The sequence below is a fragment of the Pseudomonas sp. EA_5y_Pfl2_R50 genome (assembly GCF_963970475.1).
GTDB lineage: Bacteria > Pseudomonadota > Gammaproteobacteria > Pseudomonadales > Pseudomonadaceae > Aquipseudomonas.
On the sequence record NZ_CAXAPT010000001.1, the window covers coordinates 639690 to 664656 of the forward strand.

Consider the following 24967-nt stretch of genomic DNA (forward strand, 5'->3'; position numbering starts at 1 on the left):
TCAGCTTGTCTGCGCAGCCTTGGCGGCTTGCAGCTGCCGCGCCTGTTCGGCCAGTCGAGCCTTTTCCTCGGGGCTCATCGCCTCCATGCGCAGGCGCACCTGAGCCATTTTTTCCAACTGCCCCGGCGCGCTTTCGACTGCCCGCAACGCCAGCGCCAAAGACGCCACGGTCGGATGATCGAAGACCAGGCCAGGATGCACTTCGCATTGCAGCAACTTGCGAATACCGGCCACTAATTTGATCACCAGCAACGAATGACCACCGGCGGCAAAAAAATCACGGTCGACGCCCAGACGCTCCAGCCCGAGCAGTTGCGCCATGCGCGCAGCCAGCAGTTGCTCCAGGGCATCGCGCGGCGCAACACCTTCGTCATGGCTGGCGGCGCCGGCCAACTGTTGCAGCGCCTTGCGATCGATCTTGCCGTTGGCCAGGCGTGGAAAACGCTCGATCACTTGCAGGTGCTGCGGCACCATCACTGCGGGCAGCCGCGCACTCAGCTCGGTGCGTGCGGCGTCAAGCAGTCCCGCCGTGCTGCCCTGCTGCGGCACGACGAACGCCAACAGACCTTGCTCTGCCGACGCAGCCGGCAACACCAGCGCTTCGGCAACCGATGGCAGGCGCAGCAGCTCGGCTTCGATTTCCGCGAGTTCGATACGGAAGCCGCGTACCTTGACCTGCTGGTCACGCCGACCGTGCAACTGAATCACCCCATCGGCGCGGTAACGTGCCAGGTCGCCTGTGCGATACAAACGCTGCGCAGGATCGAACGGGCTCTGGATGAACGTCTGCGCATCGGCGTCGGCATTCAGATAGCCACGGCACACTTGCGCTCCGCCCAGGTACAACTCGCCCAGCATCCCCACCGGCGCCAGACGCCCATCGGCGTCCAGGACGTACACCCGGTTGTTGCCCAGCACTTGGCTGAGCGCCGAACAATCGCTGGCCGAACCGTCGAGTGTCAGCGGATGAATCATCACGCCGACCGTGGTTTCGGTCGGGCCATAGTGGTTGAACACCCGGCAATCGCTGCGCAGCTGCGCAATGCGCTCGATCAGCGTCGGTGCAATGGGCTCGCCGCCCAGCACCAGTGTGTCCGGCACGCTTGCCTGCTCATTGTCGAGCAGCGCCGCGAGGTGTGAAGGCACGATTTTCAGGCAGTCGATCCGGTGCTGCTGCAGGTACTCGGCGAACAACGCGCCGTCCTGCATTTGCGCATCGCTGGCAACGTGCAGGGTCGCACCATTGAACAGCGCGCCGAACAACGCGGTATTGCCCAGATCCGCCGCAACGGTGGAACTGAAACCGATGTTCTTGCACTGCTCCAGGCCCAGCGCCTGACTCGCCTGAGCGACGTAATTGAGCAACTGTCGATGCTCGATCACCACGCCTTTTGGCACGCCGGTCGAGCCCGAGGTAAACAGCACATAGGCGATGTCGCTGCCCTCGGTAGACAGCGCCGGCAGTGCGCCGTCCGACGCGCCGAGGTCGGGCAGGGTCAGCGCGGTGTGCGACTGATCCTGCCAGGCCGACAGGTGCGGCACATCGGTCAGCAACAATGCTGCGCCGGCCTGCTCCAGCATCAACGCCTGACGCGCCTGCGGCCACTGCACATCCAGCGGCAGGTACGCCGCGCCGACGCGCCAGGTCGCCAACATCGCGACCACCAGATCTGCCGACCGTGGCAACGCCAACCCCACAATCGAACCGTTGCTCACGCCGCGCTTGCTCAGGCCATGGGCGATGCTGTCGACGCGAGCCTGCAACTGGCCGTAGCTCAATGGCCGCCCGGCGTCGGTCAGGGCGATGGCGTCTGGTGCACGCGTCGCCAGATCCGCAATGCGCTGCGGCAGGTAGCGCGAATCGGCCAGCGTCTGCAGCGCCGGGTTGATCGCCAGCAGATGCTGTTCGGCGGCGTGACTGAGCAGATTGAGCCGGCCCAATGCAGTGTGCGGCGCCTCGACAATCGCGCTCAACAACACGCCGAACTGTTCCAGTACCGCGTCGGCCGCAGCGGCCTGATAGCGCGTACCGGCGTACTGCAGATCGATACCGGCAAGACCTTGGTTTGCGTCCAGCTGCACCTGCAACAGCAACTCGAAAGCGTCCGGCTGCACGTGCACGGCGTCCGCCACGTTCCAGCGCAGACCGCCGCTGTTCGCAACAACGCCGACCTGACCGACGCTGAAGCCATACGCCGGGCGCGCTGCGTCGGGCGCCAGTTCCGGCGCCCAGTATTCCTGCCAGGTGCGATGGTCTTCCAGACGCCCCGCCAACTGCCCCAGCCAGTCGCTGAACAGTGCGCTGCCAGGCAGCTCGAGCGACAACGGCAAGGTCTTCTCGAACACCCCCACGGCGTTGGCGAAATATTCGTAGTCGCCACGGCTGTCGTGCCGCAGACCGACCAGCGCCTGATCGAGACCGCTCAAACGCCCAAGCAAAACCCACCAGGCGCCTTGCAGCAACGTGGCGACAGGCTGACCGAGCTGCCCGGCCAAGGCCTGCAGCGCCTCCCGCTGCGTCGCTTGCAATGTCAGCGATGCACGCGTGTCGGCGGCGCTGCTGGCCTGGCCGGCACGGCGTGCGGCCAGCCAGGGCGTGGCGATGTCCGTTTGTACGCCTTGCAGGTGTTGCTGCCAGTAGGCTCGCGCAGTCGCGGCGTCTTCATCGAGCACCACTTCACTGCGCCATTCCAGGTACTGGGCAAATTCCCCCGGCTCGTCATCTTCGGCCGTCTGCACGCCGGCATACGCCTGCTGCACTTGCTCCAGCAACAGGTGCAGCGATGGCGTGTCGGCGCTGTAGCGGGCAATCCCCAACACCAGTTGCCATTGACGCGGTGCCAAACGATAGAGCACCGCCTGAACACTGGCCGACTCTCCGACCACAAAAGCGCGACCCAGCGACTCGCTGATTTGCGCAGCAATGGCCTCGGCGTGTTGCTCGTCGGCATGCACCGTCAGCGCAAAGCGCCCGGCGCCGGCCGATGCCTGTCGCCAACCGTGGAAACCGGCGACCTTGCCCAACCGCGCCAACAGCATCGGATGTTGTGCGAGCGCGGTATCGAATGCGCCCTGCAAGCGTTGCGGATCAAGCTCACCGTCGATTACGACGCTCAACCAGCGCAAGGCCTCGCCACAGGTGGCGGTGTTCGACAGCCGTTCAAGGGCTGCCTGCTGCTCAGGCGTCAGGGCGAAACCCGGCTCCTGCACGTCCATGATGACTTCGCTCATGCTCCGGTTTCCTCAGTATTCTTTGCCACCTGAGCGGCGGCTGTCGGGCGCTCCAGGCTGCTGTGGTCGTACATGTCACCCATCGCCACGACAATCTTGCGCGGCCCTTCAAACGGATCACGGGCATGCGCGACCAACATGTTGTCGAGCAGAATCGCGTCGCCCTTCTGCCAGTCGAACCGCACGGCGCATTCTTCGTACAGCTCGCCAATGCGCTGCATCACGTCGTCTTCAATCGGCGTGCCGTCGCCGTAATACACGTGACGCGGCATGCGCTCGGGACCGAACATCGACAACAGGTCTTCACGCACATCCGGTTCCAGCCAGTAGATGTGGTGCAGTTGCACCTGATTGAAGAACGACTTGGCCCCGGTGATCGGGTGACGAATGATCGCCGGCCCCGGTGTGCGGGTTTGCAGTTCGTTGTTGTCGAGCCAGCGCCATTCGATGCCACCGGCGCGGCAGCGTGCTTCGACTTCGGCACGATCTTCAGTCTTGAAGAAGTGCTGCCACGACACATCGAGGTTGTCGGTGAAGGTGCGCACATACAGCAGACCTTTGGCCTCGAACTTTTCACGCAGGTCGGCCGGAAGTTTTTCGTACATCAGGCGGCAATCGACCACTGGCGTGGCACCGCCGACCGGTGCGGCCTGCTCGCAATAGAACATCTGCTTGCGCGGCCAGCGATCCTGGTGCGAGCTCTCGTTGTGGAACAGGATCATCTTGCGTTCCGGGTACGGCGTGGAGCGGTACGTGTTCTTGCCGCCCTCTTTTTTCGGCAGATCGCCGTACTGCCCGTACAGGCCCGGCTGGATCGCTTCGGCGAACGCTTCGAAACCCTGAATGCCGTCAAGCTCGAAGCCACGGAAGAGAATGCCGGCGTGGGTCGCCAGTTTTTCCTCGATCAGCGGACGGTTGTGCTTGATCCACTCGATCAAATCCAGTTGCGGCTCGTTCGGCTCCATCAGCAATGGAAACGGCTGCGGCGCGGCGATCAGCGATTCGCGGATCGGCGTCGGGCGCACCTTGGCAACCGGCGCGGCGCCACGCTTGAGGAACTTGCCCAGCTTGTCGGCCTTGGGTCCGGGGGCAGCAGCGGATTTGGCGGCCACTGCTGAATTGTCGACTGGCATGCTGATAGCTCCCAATTGAATGTCCTGATCAGCGACGATCTGTTCCAACAGGGCTATCCAGGCCTGCACCAGGTACTGGATGCGCTCGTGTCCGAACAAGGTTGTGGCGAATTGCCAATTACCCAGCAATTGCCCTTCTTCTTCGTCAACGAACAATGCCATGTCGAATTTAGAATGGCTCTGCAGCGCCGCCAGTGGCTCAACGCTCAGACCGCCCATGGACTGAGTGCGGCCCGGCAGGTTGTTCATCACGAACAACACCTGCACCAACGGGTTCATGCCCTTGTGTCGCGGCACGCCACAGGATTCGACGATCATGTCCAGCGGCAGGTCCTGATGCTCCAGCGCGCCGAGCAACGTGTCCTGAGTGCCGGCGAGGAATGTCGAGAACGACGTGTCTGCCGAGAAGCGCGAACGCAGCGGCAAGACGTTGACGAAGAAGCCGATCAGCCGCTCGAGCTGCGCCTGCTCGCGCCCGGCCACGTCGGCGCCGACCAGTACGTCATCACCGCCGCTGAACTGGTGCAACAACACCTGGAACGACGCCAGCAGCGTGCTGTACAAGGTCACCCCCGCGTCAGTGGCCACCTTGCGCAAGGCCTGGCTCAAATCCGCAGTCAGACGGAACTGCACGGCGTCACCGTCGTAAGACGCCACGGCTCCGCGCGGCGTGTCCAGCGGCAGATTGAGCTGGCCGCTGTACCCCCTCAGCGCCTCGCGCCAGTAATCCGCTTGCTGACCGAGAATGCCCTGGCGCTCCAGCGCCTGTTGCCACAGGGCGAAGTCCGAGTACTGCACCTCCAGCGCCGGCAACGATGCGGCAGCACCGACCTTGCTCAGCTCATAGAGCTGCACCAGTTCGTTGATCAACACACCCATCGACCAACCGTCGGAGATGATGTGATGCATCGAGAACAGCAGTACATGCTCGGTCGGCGACAGATGCAGGATGCGTCCACGCCACAACGGCGCCTGCTCCAGATCAATCGGGGTCCGTGCGTTATCCAGCGCAGCCTGCGCCACCTGCTCTTCCTGGGCACTGCGCGACAGACCGGAGAGGTCGAGCAGCGGGAAGTCGACATCAACCTGCTCGGCGATCAGTGCAATCGGATCGCCTTCGTCGTCCTGCGAGTACGCGGTGCGCAGCACTTCATGACGACGCACGACTTCGGCGAAACTGCTCATGAACCGCTCGACCGACAGCTCGCCGCGCAGGCGCAAAGCCAGCGGCATGCCGTAAGCCGAACTGCCGCCGGACAACTGCTCGGCCACCCACAACCGCCGCTGTACCAGCGACAACGGCGCAGTCGACTTCGCGCCCCAGGCTTTCAGCGGCACGACCTGGCGGGCCGGGCCGTCGAGGGACGGAGCCCGTTGCTCGGCCATCCAGGCTGCCAGGTCCTTGAGGCGCGGATAGTTGAACAAGTCCCGCAGGCTCAGCGTTCCGGCGGTCAAATGACGTAGACGCGACACCGCCTGAGTGGCCAGCAACGAGTGCCCGCCCAGTTCGAAGAAATGATCTTCGCGGCTGACCTGATCGAGCTCCAGCACGTTCTGCCAGATGGCAGCGATCTGCTGCTCCAGTTCACTGACCGGGGCGACGAAGTCACCCGCCGCCACAAACGCATCGACGCTCGGCAGGGCCTTGCGGTCGACCTTGCCGTTCGGCGTCAGCGGCAGGCTGCTGAGGAACAGCACGTGCGCCGGGATCATGTAGTCCGGCAGGTGCGCCTTGAGCCGCGCCTTCAGCCCTTCACGCAGCACCGCTTGCGCCGTCGCATCGGCGCTGGCCGCGGCCGCATCATCGACCACCACATACGCCACCAGTTGATGGCTGGAGGCAATCGGTTGTGCCACCACCAGCGCCTGGCTGACGTTGTCGATCTGCAACAGACGGGCTTCGATTTCGCCCAGTTCGATCCGGAAACCGCGCACCTTCACCTGGTGGTCGATTCGCCCGACGTACTGCAACGTGCCGTCGGCCAGATAACGGGTCAGATCGCCCGTGCGGTACATACGCTCGCCATTGCCGGCGAACGGATTGGGCACGAATTTCTCCGCGGTCATCGCCGCCCGGCCCAGGTAGCCACGGCTCAGACCCGCACCGGCAAGGTACAACTCCGCCGACACACCCTGGGGTGCCGGTTGCAGGTCGCCGCCCAGCACATAACTGGCGGTGCGGATCATTGCTCGACCGATGTTCGCTGTGCCGCCGGCTTCCCGGCGTGTCCAGGTGGAGTACACGGTGTCTTCCGACGGACCATACAGGTCGAAGATATCGGCGATGGTCGGCTGTTGGTACAGCGTGTCCACCAGGTTCTGCTTCAGCGCTTCACCACACAGGTTGATGATGCGCACGCCGGCAGGAATATCGCCGGCGTCCTGCAAGGCATTGATTGCCGACGGCACGGTATTGATCAGGCGCACCTGATCGCGCGCCGGCAATTGCGGCAACTCCAGCGCGTTGCGCGCAATGATCAACGAACCGCCGTTGGCCAAGGTGACAAACAGCTCCCACACCGACAGGTCGAAACACACCGACGTAGAAGCGAGTACGCCTTGAATGTCTTCGCGGCGGTAGAGGCGCTTCGACCAGTCGCTCAGCGCCATGATGTTGCCATGGGTGATCGATACGCCTTTGGGCTTGCCGGTGGATCCGGAGGTGTAAATCACATAGGCAAGATTGTTGACGCCCACGTCAGTGACCGGCACGAGCGTGCTGCAGGCCGAGAGATCCAGTTGATCCAGCAGCAACACCTGCATGTCGCTGGCGAGGGTAAGGGTCGCGGCCACACCGGTTTCGGTCAGCAGCACCCGGGCGCGGCTGTCTTCCAGCATGTAGGCGACCCGATCCGCCGGGTAGTCAGGGTCCAGCGGCACGTAGGTACCACCGGCCTTGAGGACCGCAAGCAAGGCCACCAGCAGATTGTCGGAACGCTGCATCGCCACACCGACGCGGACTTCAGCGGTGACGCCGGTGTCAATCAAACGGTGTGCCAGGCGATTGGCCCGTGCATCAATCTCGCCGTAGGTGAAGGACTGATGACCGAACGTCACGGCGCGCGCATCCGGGTCGGTCGCCACCTGACGCTCGATGGCCTGGTGGATGCAAATCGGCTCCAGGGCATCGGCTTGCGGCGGATTCCAGTCACGCAAGATCCGTTGCTCGTCGCCCGCCTCCAGCAGGTTCCATTCGCCCAGGCAGCCATCCACACAGAACTGCAGGCCGGTCAGCAACTGTTGCAACTGCGTGGCGAGTTTGACCACGGTGCCGGCGGCGAAGCTGCTGTGTTGATAGCTGAAGTGCACCGTCAGTTGCTGGTCAAGATTGACCATCAACGTCAACGGGTAGTTGGTCTGCTCATAGCGGTCGACCTCGCCAAAGCGCAGGTCAGCCGATTCGGCTTGCTGCAGGGCCTCGGCAATCGGGTAGTTCTCGAACACCAGAATGTTGTCGAACAAGGCCTCACCGCTCTGCCCCGCCCAACGCTGGATGTCGAACAGCGGCGTGTGTTCCTGCTCGCGCAGCTGCAGGTTTTGCGCCTGCACCTGTTGCAACCATTGCGGCAACGGCTGTTCGGCACGCGGGCTGGCGATAATCGGCAGGGTGTTGATGAACAGACCGATCTGGCCTTCGACGCCACTCAACTGCGCCGGACGCCCCGAGACCGTGGCGCCGAACGTGACAGTGTCCTGCCCGGTGTAGCGCTGCAACAGCAACAGCCACGCGGCTTGCACCAGCGTGTTGACCGTAACCTTTTGCGCCCGGGCAAACCGGTTGAGTTCGGCGGTCGCGTGAGTGCCCAGCGTGAGCAAGTATTCACCTTGACCGGTGACCGTTGCGTCAACGAGATGCGGCACGGCATCGGCCAGATACGTCGGCGTCTCGAAGTCGGCCAGTTGGCCCTTCCAGAAGTTTTCCGTGACCTGCGCGTCCTGCTGCGCCAGCCACTCGATGTAATCGCGGTAACGCCCCGCCCCCATCGCCGGCGCGTGGCCGTGATAGCGCTGCAAGACATCGCCGAGCAACTGCGAGTTGCTCCAGCCGTCCATCAGAATGTGGTGCGAGGTGTAAATCAGGTGGAAGCGCTCAGCCGCCACCTGCACCACGACCAGGCGCAGCAATGGCGCGGCGTGCAGATCAAAACCCTGCTGACGTTGTTCAAGTTCAAGGGCCTTCAGGGCTTGCGCAAGATCGCTGCGATCACGCCAGTCGAGCACGCTGAACGGCACGGGCAAGCCTTTGTGTACCACTTGCAGGGCGTTGGGCAGATCGCCTTCCCAGACAAAACCGCTGCGCAGCACTTCATGACTGTCCATCGCCGCTTGCCAGGCGTCGCGGAAACGCTCGACCTGCAGGCCATCGACAGCCACACACATCTGGTTGATATAGTCGCCGGACTGTTGCGCGTAGAGGGTGTGGAACAACATGCCCTGCTGCATCGGCGACAACGGATAAATGTCTTCGACCTGATGCGCCCGGACTGGCAAGCCGTCGAGATGCGCCTGGGTCAGGCCGGCCAACGGGAAGTCAGAAGGCGTCAGGCCAGCAACGTCCGGGGTCAGGCAATGGCCGATCAGCGCCGCGAGTTCCTCGGCGTAGTCGGCCGCCAATCCTTCGATCACCGCACTGTCGAAACGCTCGCGGCTGAACGTCCAGCCCACGCGCAATTCGCCGCCATACACCTGACCGTTGAGGGTCAGCCAGTTGCCCATCGGCGCGTCCGGGCTCTGCTCGAGACCGGCATTGTCCGGCGCGGGGGCAAACAGCGCGCCGTCATCGCCCTCGAAACTGCCGTCGAACTGGCCGAGGTAGTTAAACGTGATTCGCGGCACTGGCAAGGCGCGCAGGTGTTGCTGCACCTGCGCATCGCCGAAGTGACGCAATGCCCCGAAGCCGATGCCTTTGTTGGGAATCGCGCGCAGTTGTTCCTTGATTTGCCTGATCGATTCACCCGGTGTTGTGGCCGGGGTCAGGCGTACCGGGAACAGGCTGGTGAACCAGCCGACCGTGCGGGTCAGATCGACGCCGTCAAACAGCTCTTCACGTCCATGACCTTCGAGCTGAATCAGCGTCGAAGCCTGCCCGCTCCAGCGGCCAATGACCCGCGCCAACGCGGTCAGCAACAAGTCGTTGACCTGGGTGCGATACGCCGCCGGCGCTTCTTGCAGCAACTGTCGGGTCAATGCGCTGCCGAGTCGGGTCTGCACGGTGTGCGCCAGACGATTGTGCTGACCGGCGTCGACACGTTTGCACGGCAGATCGGTGCTGACATCGCTCAGGCACGCCTGCCAGTATGCGAGTTCCTGCTGCAACGCTGCGCTGTTGGCGTAGCGCTGCAAGTGCTCGCTCCAGTCCTTGAAGGCGCTGGTTTTCGCCGGCAGTTTCAGTGGCTGCCCGTCGAGCAATTGCTGATACGCGTTTTGCAGGTCATCCAGCAAAATCCGCCACGACACACCGTCGACCGCCAGGTGATGAATCACCAACTGCAAACGCTGGGTGCCATCGGCCAGATTCGCCAGCATCGCGCGAACCAGCGGCCCGTTCTGCAGATCGAGACTGCGCTGGGCACGATTGCCCAAGGCCTCCAGGGCGGCGGCATCAACGACGTCTTCCTGCCACAGCAGGTTGTGCGGCTGATCTTCAATCGCGCGATGCTCGGCACGCCACACGCCGTTGTGCTGAGTAAAACTCAGGCGTAAGGCATCGTGATGAGCGACCAGCGCACGCAGCGCCTCTTCGATTTTGTCGGCGTCCAGCGGCTGACGCGGCTTAAGCAGCACCGACTGGTTCCAGTGATGACGCTCAGGGATTGGATCGTCGAAGAACTGCTGCTGAATCGGCAGCAGCAACGCTGCGCCGGTCACCGCTTGCTGGTCGATGGTCGAGACGTCGTCACCCCACTGCGCGACCAGCGCCAGACGCTGGATGGTCTGGTGCTGGAACAGGTCTTTGGGATTCAGGCGAATCCCGGCCTGACGCGCACGGCTGACGACCTGAATCGAAATGATCGAGTCGCCGCCCAGTTCGAAGAAGTTATCGTTGAGGCCCACCTGCGGCAGCTTCAGCACGTCTTGCCAGATTTCGGCCAAGCGTTGTTCCAGCACGCTTTGCGGTGCCTGATAGGCCTGCTGCGCCTGACTTGCATCCGGCGACGGCAACGCGCTGCGGTTGAGTTTGCCGTTCGCTGTAAGAGGCAATTGCGCGAGCAGCAACAGGTGCGCCGGGATCATGTGATCCGGCAGGTTTTCCTTGAGCCCGGCGCGCACGCGGTCGCGCCATTGCGCCTGTTCGGCGGCGCTGGCATCGAGCAATGCTGCATCGCCCGGCACCAGCCAGGCGACCAGTTGCTGACCGCTGAGGCCCGGCTGCGCCAACACCACCGCCTGACGCACAGCGGCTTGTTCGAGCAGTTGCGCTTCGATCTCGCCCAACTCGATACGGAAACCGCGAATCTTCACCTGATGGTCAATTCGACCGATGTATTCGATCACGCCGTCGGCGCGATAGCGCGCCAGATCGCCGGTGCGGTACAGACGACCGCCGTCAGCGGCAAACGGATCGGGAATGAAGCGCAACGTGGTCAGGTCAGGACGGTTCAGATAACCGCGCGCCAGACCGGCGCGACCGACATACAGCTCACCGATGCAGCCTTTGGCGACCGGGTTCAGATCGCCGTCGAGCAGATACCACGACAGGTCGGGAATCGGCTCACCAATCGGGCTGCTCGCCTCACGCTGCAAATCGGCCAGCGACAACGGTCGGTAGGTCACATGCACAGTGGTTTCAGTGATGCCGTACATGTTGATCAGTTGCGGTGCCTGATCGCCGAAACGCTCGAACCAGAGGCGCAGGCTCTTCACTTCCAGCGCTTCGCCGCCGAACACCACGAAACGCAGCGCCGTTTGCTGCGCAGCGTGCTCCGGGGCGCAGGCCACTTGCATCAGTTGCTTGAACGCCGACGGCGTCTGGTTGAGCACGGTAATGCCTTCACGGCAGAGCAAGGCAAAGAACTCTTGCGGCGCACGGCTGACCTCGTAAGGCACCACCACCAGTTTGCCGCCGTACAGCAGCGCACCGAAAATCTCCCACACCGAGAAGTCGAACGCATAGGAATGGAACAGGCTCCAGACATCCTGCGCGCCGAAATCGAACCACTCGGCGCTGGCTTCGAACAGGCGCAGCACGTTGCGATGGGCGAGCAACGTGCCTTTCGGCTGACCGGTCGAACCTGAGGTGTAGATCACATAGGCGAGGTTATCCGCGCTCATGCTCACGTGCGGATTGCCGTCGCTGAAGCCTTCGAGGTCTTCGCGATCCTGATCGAGCATCAGCGTGCGCACCGAGTCCGGCACAGGCAGTTGACCGAGCAGATGGCTTTGGGTCAACAGCAGGCCGATACCGCTGTCACCGATCATGTAGCTGAGGCGCTCTGGCGGGTAACTCGGGTCCAGCGGCACGTAGGCGCCGCCCGCCTTGAGAATCGCCAGCAGGCCGACCAGCATGTCGAGGCTGCGCTCAACCGCCAGGCCCACGCGCACGTCCGGGCCGACGCCACTGGCGATCAGCTTGTGGGCCCATTGGTTGGCGCGGCGGTTGAGTTCAGCGTAGTCCAGGGCCTGTCCGGCATACGTCACCGCAACCGCGTGCGGTGCGCGAGCGGCTTGAGCCTCGATCAAGTGATGCAAGCACTGTTCGCTCGCAAAATCGGCCACGACCGGGTTCCATTGCCGCAGGGTTGCCGCGTATTCGCCGGCGTCATACAGCGGCAGTTCGGCGATACGCTGGCCGCTGTCGGCGACGATGCCTTGCAGCAGATTCATCCAGTGCTGCGACAGGCGCTCGATGGTCTCGACGTCGAACAGGTCGGTGGCATAGGTCAGCTCCGCCCAGACGTTGTCGGTCGATTCAAAGGTATTGAGCGTCAAATCGAACTGCGCGGTATTCGATGCCCACGGCAGGGCTTCGATCTCCAGTTGCGGCAGGCGTGTCGCCCCCTGCGCCTGACGCACCTGGCTCTGGTGGTTGTGCATCACCTGGAACAGCGGACTGTGGCTGAGGCTGCGTTGCGGTTGCAGCGCGTCAACCAACTGCTCGAACGGCAGGTCCTGATGGGCCTGAGCGCCGAGCACGGTGCTCTTCACTTGCTGCAACAGCGTGCGGAAGGTCTGCTGACTGTCAAACTCGGTCTTGAGCACTTGAGTGTTGACGAAGAAGCCGATCAGCCCTTCAGTCTCGACCCGGTTACGGTTGGCCACCGGCACGCCAACGCGGATGTCGGCCTGACCGCTGTAGCGGTGCAGCAAAGTCTGGAACGAAGCCAGCAACAGCGTGAACAGGGTGACATTTTCACGCTGCGCGACGTGCTTGAGCGCTGTCGCCAGTTCGAGGCTCAGCGGGATGTCGCGACGGGCGCCGCGATAGCTCTGTTCGGCGGGACGCGGACGGTCGCTCGGCAGCTCCAGCAGCGGCTGATCGCCATCGCCGAGTTGCGCGGTCCAGTAGCTCAGTTGACGCTCGCGTTCACCGGCGTCCATCCATTGCTTCTGCCACGCCGCGTAGTCGGCGTACTGCACTGGCAGCGCCGGCAATTGCGCGCTCTGCCCCTGGCTGCAGGCGGCGTACAACGCCACCAGTTCCTCGACCATGATGTTCATCGACCAGCCATCGGAGACGATGTGGTGCAGAGTGATCACCAGCGCATGATCATCCGCAGCCAGGCGCAGCAGTTTCACCCGCAGCAGCGGGCCGTGTTGAAGATTGAACAGATGCAGGGTTTCTGCGGCGACCAGCGCTTGTAGCGAGGCCTCGTCGAGATCCGCCGCCACGTCCTGCACTTGCAGATCCAGCGTGCCGTGGGCCTGGATCACTTGCAGGGTCTGGCCCTGCTCTTCGACGAAGCAGGTGCGCAGCGATTCGTGGCGCTCGATCAGCGCAGCGAAGCTTTGCTGCAACGCCGGCAGATCCAGTTCACCGCGCAGACGTAGCGCCGCCGGAACGTGATAGGCCGTGCTGGTCGGTTCCAATTGCCAGAGGAACCACTGACGTTCCTGCGCATAGGAAAGCGTCAGCGGTTGCAGGCGTGGCAGCGCGACAATCGCCGGCTCCCGAGAGGCCTGATCGACACCCAGCGCGGCCACGAAATCTTCCAGCGTGCTGTGTTCAAACAACGTGCGCAGCGGCACGTGTACCTTCAGCGCCTGACGCACACGCGACACCACTTGGGTGACCAGCAAGGAATGGCCGCCCAGTTCGAAGAAATTGTCGCCGAGGCCGACGCGCTCAAGCTTGAGCACCGCTTGCCAGATCTCGGCGACGCTGTGTTGAGTGGCGGTGTGCGGCGCGATGTAGGTGGATTGCAACTGGCTGGCGTCAGGCGCCGGCAAGGCTTTGCGGTCGACTTTGCCGTTGGGGGTCAGCGGCAGCTGCGCGAGGAACAACAGGTGCGCCGGCACCATGTATTCCGGCAGCTCGGCCTTGAGGCTGGCTTTCAGTGCGGCGCGCAGTTCGACTTCATCAATCACGCTGGCGGCGGGCACTACATAGCCGACCAGTTGCGCACCGGTCGGGCTGTCCTGCGCGACCACGACGGCTTCACGCACGCTGTCCAGCGCGAGCAAACGCGCTTCAATTTCACCGAGCTCGATACGCAAACCACGGATTTTGACTTGATGGTCGATGCGCCCGATGTACTCGATCACACCTTCTGCGCGATAGCGGGTCAGGTCGCCGGTGCGGTACAGACGCGCACCGTTTTTCGCGAACGGGTCCGGCACAAAACGTTCGGCGGTCAGGCTCGGGCGCTGGAAGTAACCGCGCGCCAGACCATCACCGCCAATCAGCAATTCACCCGGCGCGCCGAGCGGATTGAGCTCAAGGTCACTGCCGAGGATGTACAGCGCAGTGTTGTCGATCGGCGTGCCGAGGAACGGTCGGCTGTGGTCCGCGCTCAGCGCGTGTTGCGCAGACCAGATCGTGGTCTCGGTCGGTCCATAGAGGTTCCACACGCCTGACGTCAGCGCCAGCATGCGATCAGCCAATTCCTGCGGCAACGCTTCACCGCCACAGAGGAACGTGCGCCCCTTGAGAATCGTCGCGTGCTCGTTGTCGAGAAGCATGCGCCAGGTCGATGGCGTCGCTTGCAGTACGTTGACGGCGTGACGCTCGATCAGTTCGAGCACCGCTTGCGGATCTTGATGCACATCCTTGCCGGTCAGTACCACACAGGCGCCAGCCAGCAGCGGGCCGTAGATTTCCAGGCCAAAAATGTCGAACGAAAATGTGGTCAGCGACAGCATGCGATCCGCAGCGGCAATCCCCGGCTGCCTGATCATGCTCGCGACAAAATTACTCAGCGCCGCGTGGCGCACCATCACGCCTTTCGGTTTGCCGGTGGAGCCGGAGGTGTAGATCGTATACGCCAGATGCTCGCCATTGACCGCCACGTCCGGCGCGGTCTGTGGATAAGCCGCCAGCCAGTCACCGGGCTGATCGAGCAGCAGGGTTTGCACACCTGCCGGGATCGGCAACTGCGCTTGCAAATGCGCCTGGGTCAGGAGCCATTGCAGGCCACTGTCCTCGATCATGTAGGCCAGACGATCCTCGGGGTAGGCCGGGTCCAGCGGCACATAAGCGCCGCCGGCCTTGAGGATCGCCAGCAGGCCGACGATCATTTCAACGCTGCGCTCGACCGCGATGCCGACCAATTGATCCGGGCCGATGCCGGCTTCGACCAAGCGATGCGCCAGTTGATTGGCCCGGGCATCCAGTTCGCCGTAGGTCAGTGCGCTGTCGCCGATGATCAGCGCCGTAGCGTGCGGGCTTCGTTGTGCCTGCAAGGCAAAATCCTGCTGCACGCACTCGGCCTGCGCGCCGTGATCCGCCACGCGCAACCAGTCCTGCAATAACACGCCGTGTTCGGCACTTTCCAGCAATGGCAACTCACCGACGCGCTGGGTCGGGGCAGCGATGATGCCCTGCAACAGGTTCTGCCAATGGCGGGCCAGACGCTCAACGGTTTCCGGCTTGAACAGATCGGTGGCGTAGGTCAGTTCAGCGGCGAAACCGTCATCCGAGTCATAAGTATTGAGGGTCAGATCGAATTGCGCGGTGCGCCCTTCCCATTGCACATCTTCGACGCTCAGTTGCGGCAGTTGCACTGCGCCACGCCCCTGATCACGACGGGTCTGGTGGTTGAACATCACCTGGAACACCGGGCTGTGGCTGAGGCTGCGTTCCGGTTGCAGCGCTTCGATCAATTGCTCGAACGGCAGATCCTGATGCGCCTGGGCGGCCATCGCCGCTTGCTTGACCTGGGCAAGCAATTGGTTGAACGGCACCTGGCCGTTCACGTCGGCACTCAAAACCTGAGTGTTGACGAAGAAGCCGATCAGGCCTTCCGTCTCGACCCGGTTGCGGTTGGCGGTGGGCACGCCGACGCGAATCTGCGCCTGGCCGCTGTAGCGATGCAGCAAGGCCTGAAACGACGCCAGCAACACCATGAACAGGCTGGCGCCTTCGCGCTGGGCCAGTTGTTTGAGCGCATCACCGAGGGCAGCCGGCAGGTTCAGTTCGAGGCGCGCGCCACGCAGGCTTTGCACGGCCGGACGCGGAAAATCGATGGGCAGTTCCAGTACCGGCTGCTCGCCGCCAAGGGCCTTGATCCAGTAAGCCAGTTGGCGCTCACGCTCGCCAGCCTCCAGCCAGTGGCGCTGCCAGATCGCGTAGTCCGCGTATTGCACGTCCAGTTCCGGCAATGCCAGTGGCTGCCCGGCGGTGTCGGCGGCGTAATGCTGGATCAGCTCGTTGACCAGCACTTTGATCGACCAGCCATCGGAGATGATGTGGTGCTGGATCAACACCAGCACATGATCGTCATCGGCGACCTTGAGCAATGCCACGCGCAGCAACGGGCCCTGTTGCAGGTCGAACGGGCGCGCGGTTTCGCTTTCGACAAACGCCTTGATCGCCGCCTCTTCGCCAGCGGCGTCGAGGCCTGCCGGCAGCGGTACCCGGGTGATGTTCAGCGGCAGTTGCGGGTGAATCACCTGACAAAAGGTTTCGCCCTGTTCGGCAAACGTGGTGCGCAAACTGTCGTGGCGCGCGGCCACGGCATTGAAGCTGCGCTCCAGCGCCGCCACGTCCAGTTGCCCCTTGAGGCGCAGAGCGCCGGGAATGTGATACGCGGTGCTGTGCGGGTCCATTTGCCAGAGGAACAACTGGCGTTCCTGAGCATACGACAGAGGAATTGCCGCGAACCCGGAGCGCGTCTCCGGGATCGGCAGGTTGGCCGGCGAGACGCCCTCTTCGAGCATCTTTTCCAGGTACAGCTTACGTTTGTCCAGCGGCAGAGTGATAAAGCGCTTGGCTACCCTCAAAGCAACACTCTTGTCCATCAGACTTCCTCCATATCGTCAAGCAGGGCTTCCAGCTTGCTCAGTTTCTGTTCGTTGATTGCCCCGCCTCCTGTATCGAGGCGAGCGACAAAGTCGCTCAGGACGGGGTGCTGGAATAACAGTTGCGGGGTCAGCGTCAGGCCCAGTTCAAGGGCCAGGCGCGACACCACGTTGACCGCCAGCAGGGAGTGCCCGCCCAGTTCGAAGAAGTGATCGTTCAGACCGATGCGTTCGACGTCGAGCACTTGCTGCCAGATCGCCGCGACCTGCTGCTCAAGCTCACTCTGCGGCGCGACATACGCGGCCTGCATCAGGCTGGCATCCACCGCTGGCAGGGCCTTGCGGTCGAGTTTGCCGTTGGGGGTCAGGGGCAACTGCTCAAGGAACAGCAGGTGCGCGGGAATCATGTAGTCAGGTAACGAAGACTTGAGGCCAGTCTTTAGTCCGTCGCGCAGTTGGCGCTGCGCTTCGCCGTCAAACAGATCCAGTGACGGGGCGACCACATAGGCCACCAGTTGCGCACCGCCCTCGCCTTCAACGGCGAGCACCGCCACTTCGGTAACGGCCGGTTGAGCGAGCAATCGCGCCTCGATCTCCCCCAGTTCGATGCGGAATCCACGAATTTTCACCTGATGGTCGATCCGCCCCATGTATTCCAGTTCGCCCTCTTCGCGCTCACGAATCAGGTCGCCGGTGCGGTACATGCGCTCGCCGTTGCCGACGAAAGGATTGGGCACGAAGCGCTCGGCAGTCATCGCCGCACGGCCCAGATAACCGCGGGTGATGCCGGCGCCGGACAGGTACAGCTCGGCCGACACGCCTTGCGGCACAACCTGCAAATCGGCGTCGAGCAAATGACTGACGCTGTGCTCAAGGGCACGACCGATGCGCGCCTGACCAGCGGCGTTGCGACGGGTCCAGGTCGAATAGGTGGTGTCTTCCGACGGGCCATAGAGGTCGTAGACGTGCTCGACTGTCGACTGCCGATACAGCGCGTCGACCAGACCTTGTTTGAGCGGCTCACCGGCCAGGTTGATGATGCGCACGCTCGGCGGAATCTGCCCGGCGCGTTGCAGTGCAGCGATGGCCGACGGCACGGTGTTGATCAGGCGCACTTGATCGCGCGCCGGCAGGTTCGGCAGTTCCAGCGCATTGCGCGCGATGATCAGCGAACCGCCATTGGCCAGCGTGACAAACAGCTCCCACACGGACAGGTCGAAACACACCGAAGTCGACGCCAGCACGCCTTGGATGTCGTCGCGGCTGTAGACCCTGGCCGACCAGTCGATCAGCGCCATGACGTTGCGATGGGCAATCGCCACGCCTTTCGGCTTGCCGGTAGACCCGGAGGTGTAGATCACATAGGCGAGGTTGTCCGGCTGCACGCTGGTTTGCGGTGCGACCACTGAATAGCCGGTCAGCGACACCTGATCCATCAGCAGCACCTGCGTATCAGCCGGAACGCTCAGCGTCGCAGCAACCGCTTGCTCGGTGAGCAACACCCGCGCACGGCTGTCTTCGAGCATGTAGGCAACGCGATCAGCCGGGTAATCCGGGTCCAGCGGCACATACGCGCCGCCCGACTTGAGCACTGCCAGCAAGGCAATCAGCAAGTGTTCGGAACGCGGCATCGCCACGCCCACGCGCACTTCCGGGCCAACACCCGATTCGATCAGCTTGTGCGCCAGACGATTGGCCTGCGCGTCCAGTTCGGCGTAGGTCAGTCGCGTGTCGGCGAAGGTCACTGCCAGCGCATCCGGTGTCGTCGCCACTTGAAGGGCAATGGCTTGATGAATGCACTGTTCAGTGGCGAAATCGATCTCGACGCTGACGTTGTCGATCAGGTTCAACTCGCTCAACGAACGCTCACTGGCTACGGTCATTTGCGCCAGCAGACGCTGCAAACTCGCGCCGAACTGCGCGACGCTCGCCGCCGCAAAACTGTCGCGCTGGTAACTGAAATGCACCGACAGTTGCGCGCCCATACTCACCAGCAGCGTCAGCGGATAGTGGGTCTGCTCCTGATTCGCCACCTCACCGAAACGCAATCCCTGCGGTGCGCCACGTTCCAGCGCTTCGCCAATCGGGTAGTTCTCGAACACCATCAGGCTGTCGAACAGCGCGTCTCCGCCCTGCCCGGCCCAGCGCTGAATGTCCGCCAACGGGGTGTGCTCGAACTCTCGAGACGCGAGGTTCTGCGCCTGCACCGCTTGCAGCCAGCTGGACAGACTCTGCTGCGCTTGCGGTGCGGCAATCACTGGCAAGGTGTTGATGAACAGACCGATCTGCTCTTCGGCCCCCGGCAGATCCGCCGGACGCCCGGCCACGGTCGCACCGAACGCCACACACGCCTTGCCGGTGTAGCGCTGCAACAGCAGCAGCCACGCGGCTTGCACCAAGGTGTTGACGGTGACTTTCGAAGCCCGGGCAAACTCGCCCAGACGCACGCTCAGATCAGCGTCCAGCACTTGGTAATGGTCGCCATAACCGACGTTCGGCAAACCGTCGATGGGGCGCGCGATGGCGTTGGCCAGACGCGTGGGTTCTTGCAGAGGCTCCAGCGCTGCCAGCCAGTAATGCTCGGCAGCCGCCGCATCCTGACGTTGCAGCCAGCCGATGTAATCGCGAAAGCGACCCGCCGGGCGCGGCACCGCTTCGCCGCGATAATGCTGCAGCACTTCGCCGAGCAACTGCGCGCTGCTCCAGCCGTCCATCAGGATGTGGTGGTTGGTGTAGATCAGGTGATGACGATCCGTCGCCGTGCGCACCAGCACCAGGCGCAGCAACGGCGCACAGGTCAGGTCCAGGCCGAGGGCGCGTTCTTCGTCAGCGAGGGTTTGCAGCGCCGCCTCAAGATCAGCCTTGCCGTTCCAGTCGAGCACACTGAACGGCACCTCGACCTGACGCTGCACCACTTGCACCGGTTGCGGCAAGTCGCCCTGCCAGAAGAACCCGCTGCGCAGAATGTCGTGGGCGTCCACCACCGCTTGCCATGCCGCGCGGAAACGCTGGGGATCGACGCCATCGACGTCCAGCCGCATCTGGTTGATGTAGTCGCCACTACCGTGTTCAAGCAAAGTGTGGAAGAGCATGCCCTGCTGCATCGGCGACAACGGGTAGATGTCATCGATGCCTTGCGGCTCCAGCACCAGCGCATCCAGTTGCGCTTGCGACAGGTGCGCCAGCGGGAAGTCCGACGGCGTCACGCCACGGTTGCCGGCGTTGCAGCAATGGCCGATCAGCGCTGTCAGTTCCTGCACGTAGTCATCGGCCAGACGCTGGATGGTCGGCGCGTCGAACATCGCGCCGCTGTAAGTCCAGCTCAGGTCCAGTTCACCGCCGAAGACTTTGCCGTTCAGCGCCAGCGGGTTGCCCAGCGGGCCCTGCAGGTTGACTTCGGCACCGCCGGATTCGCTGGTCGGTGCGAACAAGGCGTCGTCGGCTTCATTGAAGCTGCCGTCAAACTGCCCCAGATAGTTGAAGGTCAGGCGCGGTGCCGGCAAACCTTGCAGGGTCTCGCGAGCCTGCGCATCCCCCAGATGCGCCAGCGCACCGAAGCCGATGCCTTTGTGCGGGATCGCCCGCAGTTGCTCCTTGACCTGTTTCAGCGAAGCGCCCGGTTCTGCCAGCGGCGACAGGCGCGCCGGGAACACACTGGTCAACCAGCCCACGGTGCGGGTCAGGTCGATGCTGTCGAAGAGGTCTTCGCGACCGTGCCCCTCCAGTAACACCAGCGCATGGTCGTCACCGGTCCAGCGCACCATCACCCGCGCCAGTGCCGTCAGCAGCAGATCATTGACCTGCGTGCGATAGGCGGCCGGCGCATCCTGCAGCAATTGGCGGGTAAGATTTTTGTCGAGGCTGCGACGGATGGTCAGTGCCTGATCGTGTTGCTGCCCGCCGTTCGGATTGTCGTAAGGCAAGGCCGCCGAGGCGCCCTGCAACTGCTGCTGCCAAAAGCTCAATTCAGTCTTCAACGCCGGGCTTGCCGCGTAGTCCTGCAAGGCGGACGCCCAGGCTTTGACGGCACTGGTCTTGGCCGGCAATTGCACGGGGGTACCCGCCAGAATCTGCCGGTAAACGTTTTGCAGGTCTTCGAACAGAATCCGCCATGAAACACCATCGACCACCAGGTGATGGACGATCAGCAAAAGACGTTGCGTCCCGTCGGCGAGGTTCGCCAGCACCGCGCGAATCAGCGAGCCACCGCTCAACTGCAAGCTGCGTTGAGCCTTGTCGCCCAGCGCTTCCAGGGCCGCCAGGTCAGTCACTTCGACTTGCCAGAGGAGGGTCTCGCCGGCCTGCGCTGCAACGTCGCGGTATTGCGCGGCCCAGCCCTCGGCCTGCTCGACAAACTCCAGCCGCAAGCTGTCGTGATGCCGCACCAAAGCGTCCAGCGCTTGTTCCAGCACCTGCGCGTCCAGCGCCTGATTCGGCTTGAGCATCACCGACTGGTTCCAGTGATGACGGTCGGGAATTGCCTGGGCGAAGAATGCCTGATGAATCGGCAGCAACGCTGTACTGCCCGTCACCGGTTGCTGATCGATCAGTGGCAGCGCTGCGCCGGTCTGCGCCACCAACGCCAACGCGGCAATGGTCTGGTGCTGGAACAGGTCTTTGGGCGTGAAGCGAATCCCGGCCTGCCGCGCGCGGCTGACTACCTGGATCGAAATGATCGAATCACCGCCCAGCTCGAAGAAGTTGTCGCTGATGCCCACCTGCTCGAGCTTGAGCACGTCTTGCCAGATCGTCGCCAGTTGCTGTTCCAGCGCCGTGTGCGGCGCAACGTAAGCCTGTTGCAGCTGGCTGACATCCGGTTTCGGCAGATTCTTGCGGTCAAGTTTGCCGTTCGGTGTCAGTGGCATGCGTTCCAGACGCAGGACATACGCCGGCACCATGTGCCCCGGCAACGTGGCCTTGAGTTGCGCACGCAGCTCGTCGGTGAAATCGGCACGGGTTGAATCGCCCACCACGTAGGCCACCAGACGCTTGCCACTGCCGGCGCTGCCTTCCTGCGCCACGACCACCGCTTCGCGCACGCCGTCGAGGGCTTGCAGGGCCGCTTCGACTTCGCCCAACTCGATACGGAAACCGCGGATTTTCACCTGATTGTCGATGCGGTCCAGATAATCGAACGTGCCGTCGGCACGCTGACGCACCAGGTCGCCGGTGCGATAAAGCAAGCCGCCCGTGCTGAACGGATCAGCGACGAAGCGCTCGGCGGTCAGCCCCGGACGGTTCAGATAACCCCGCGCCAGACCGCTGCCACCCAGGTACAGCTCACCGGCCATGCCTTGCGGCAGCAGGTTCAGATCGGCGTCGAGCACATAAGCGCTGCGATCACCGATACGGCTGCCGATGGGTGCGTAGGCTGCGCCGCATGGCACCTCGCGTCCGGCTTTCCAGATCAGCGGCGTGACCACGGTTTCGGTCGGGCCGTAGCCGTTGATGATGTAGTCCGGGTCGAGCGCGCGCTTGACACGCTCGAAACTTGCGTTCGGCACCGCATCACCGCCAAAGCAATAGATGCGCACTTTCGGCGGATGGCCGACGCGCTCGGCGTGTTCGGCCAGTTGTTGCAAGTACACCGGCGGGAACGCGACCACGGTCACGCCGTGTTCGATCATCGCGTTGTACGTCTGCTCCGGCGTCCACAGCGTGTCATCGCGAATCAGCAGCGACGCACCGTGGGTCAGGCTGGTCAGCCAGCGTTCATGGGCACCGTCGAAGGCGAACGACATGAAGTGGAATTCGCAGTCACTGTCACGCATTTCATAGCGCTGACCAATCGCCTGACAGTGCATGGCCAACGGGCCGTGCGCAACGCTGACGCCTTTCGGATTGCCGGTGGAACCGGAGGTGTAGATCACGTAGGCGAGGTTGTGCGGATCGAGTTGCACTGCCGGCGCCGTGGTCGGCAGCTCACGCAGATCGAGACGGTCCAGCTCCAGCAACGGCACCGACTCATCGACCGGCAACTGCCCCGATACCGAAGCATCACTGATCAGCAGCGCCAGCCCGGAATCTTCAATCAGATAAGCCAGACGTTCGCGCGGGTAACTGGTGTCCAGCGGCACATAAGCGCCGCCCGCCTTGAGCACCGCCAGCAATGCGACGATCACCGACTCGCTGCGCGGCAGCGCCACGCCGACGCGGGTTTCCACACCGACACCACGGGCGATCAGCACGTGGGCCAACTGGTTGGCACGCTGGTCGATCTCGCCGTAGCTGAAATGCTCACCATTGAAAATCACCGCCGTGCGCTGCGGATGTTGTGCCGCCAGCGCAGCGATGCGCTGATGCACGCCGATATCGACCGGGTAAGGCTGTGGATGGTTTTGCGCTTGCTGCCGCGCCTGCTCTTGAGCATCTGCCAGCGCGATTTCACCGAGATTGCGCTCAGCCGACACGGCGAATTGCTCAAGCAATTGCAGCAGGTGTGCGCTGAGACCTTCGATGACATCGCGGGCGAACCGGCCACGGTCAAAGCTGTAGTGCAACGCCAGTTGCTGACCGAGGGTGACCGCCACGCTCAGCGCGTAGTGGGTCTGTTCGAGGTTGCCGACCTCACCGAATGTCAGCCCTTGGCCGGCCTGACTCAGCGCTTGGGCAATGGGGTAGTTTTCGAACACCAGAATGTTGTCGAACAGTGCTTCACCGCCCTGTCCGGCCCAGCGCTGGATGTCCGCCAGAGGCGTATGTTCGAAGTCGCGCAGGCTGAGATTTTGCGCCTGTACCGCGTGCAGCCAACTGCCCACGGTTTGATCCGGACGCGGCGCGCCGATCACCGGCAAGGTATTGATGAACAGACCGACCTGTTGCTCGATGCCCGGCAGATCCGCCGGACGCCCGGCCACGGTCGCACCGAACGCCACGGCTTCGTGCCCGGTGTAGCGTTGCAGCAACAGCAGCCACGCCGCTTGCACCAAGGTGTTGACGGTGACTTTCTGCTGGCGGGCGAAGGCTTCCAGCGCCTGGGTGCGCTGCGCGTCCAGGGTCAGATAGTGATCGCCGTGACCGCCGGCCATCTCGCCAGCCGTCGTGGACCGTGCCAGGCGGGTCGGCTCTTGCAGCGCGGCCAATTGACCGCTCCAGAAGTCCTCGCTCAACTGACTGTCCTGACGTTGCAGCCAGGCGATGTAATCGCGATAACGCCCACCGCCCTTCACTGGCGTGCGCCCGCTGTAACGCTGCAAGACTTCGCCGAGCAACTGCGAGTTGCTCCAGCCGTCCATGAGGATGTGGTGATGGGTGTAAATCAGGTGCCATTGCCCGGCACCGGTCTGCACCAGAACCAGGCGCAGCAGTGGCGCACAACTCAGATCAAAGCCTTGTTGACGCTCGGCATCGGCCAGCGCCGCGAGCGCTGTCGGCTGATCGTCGCGGTTGCGCCAGTCCAGCGTGCTGAATGGCAGTTGCACCTGCTTGTGGACGATCTGCACCGGCTGCGCCAGCTCACCCTGCCAGACGAAACCGCTGCGCAGAATGTCCTGCGCATCGACGGTGGCCTGCCACGCGGCGCGGAAACGTTCGGGGTCGAGACCTTGCACGTCGACGCGCAACTGGTTGATGTACTCGCCCGCCGCTTGCTCATAGAGGGTGTGGAACAACAGGCCCTGCTGCATCGGCGACAGTGGATAAAGATCATCGAGTTGACCCGCCGGCACCGGCAACGCATCCAGTTGCGCCTGTGTCACGCGGGCCAGCGGGAAGTCCGAGGGCGTCGCTTGCGCGGCTTGCAAGGTGCAGCAGTGTTCGATCAGCGCGGACAGTTCGACGGCGTACTGATCCACCAGGTTCTGCACCGTCGCGCCGTCGAACATCTCACGGCTGAAGCCCCAGCTCATCGACAGTTCACCGCCATACACCTGACCTTCCACGGTCAGCCAGTTGGCCAAGGGTGCCGCCGCATCCTGCGCGATGCCGCTGGTTTCGGCGCACGGTACAAACAGCGCCGCGTCGTCGAACTGACGGTCGAACTGGCCCAGGTAATTGAAGGTAATACGGGGTTGCGGCTGCGCGGCCAGCTCGGCGCGCACCGCTGGCGCGCCGAGATAACGCAACACGCCATAGCCCAGACCTTTGTCCGGCACGGCACGCAGTTGCTCCTTGATCGACTTGATCGAACCGTCGAGATCGTCGCTAGCCGTCAGCTTGACCGCGAACAGGCTGGTGAACCAGCCCACCGTGCGGCTCAGGTCGATGTC

The 24967-nt window shown here is 63.3% G+C and carries 3 protein-coding genes (1 of these 3 running past the window's edge); all 3 read right to left on the reverse strand.

Annotated elements, in window-relative coordinates:
• Tightly spaced (each overlapping or abutting the next), the 3 genes in view from AACY19_RS02770 to AACY19_RS02780 form a layout consistent with a single transcriptional unit that may run on beyond the window.
• Positions 1-3231 (reverse strand): non-ribosomal peptide synthetase, encoded by a 3231-nt coding sequence (locus tag AACY19_RS02770; RefSeq protein ID WP_339447685.1) that lies wholly within the window; start codon positions 3229-3231, stop codon positions 1-3.
• Positions 3228-16760: a non-ribosomal peptide synthase/polyketide synthase gene (locus AACY19_RS02775; protein WP_339447687.1), complete on the reverse strand. Its 13533-nt coding sequence runs from the start codon at positions 16758-16760 to the stop codon at positions 3228-3230. Before AACY19_RS02775 ends, AACY19_RS02770 begins: the two co-directional genes overlap by 4 nt.
• Positions 16760-24967, reverse strand: partial view of a non-ribosomal peptide synthetase gene (locus AACY19_RS02780; protein ID WP_339447689.1) — the 3' portion only. The gene runs 4107 nt beyond the window's last position; 8208 of the gene's 12315 nt are visible here — the last part of the coding sequence; its start codon lies beyond the right edge, outside the window; the stop codon is at positions 16760-16762. The genes AACY19_RS02775 and AACY19_RS02780 overlap by 1 nt, the downstream gene beginning before the upstream one ends.

Excerpts from the sequence above, each read along its gene's own strand:
- AACY19_RS02770 (WP_339447685.1), bottom strand. The coding sequence starts at position 3,231 with ATGAGCGAAGTCATCATGGACGTGCAGGAGCCGGGTTTCGCCCTGACG.
- AACY19_RS02775 (WP_339447687.1), bottom strand. The coding sequence starts at position 16,760 with ATGGACAAGAGTGTTGCTTTGAGGGTAGCCAAGCGCTTTATCACTCTG.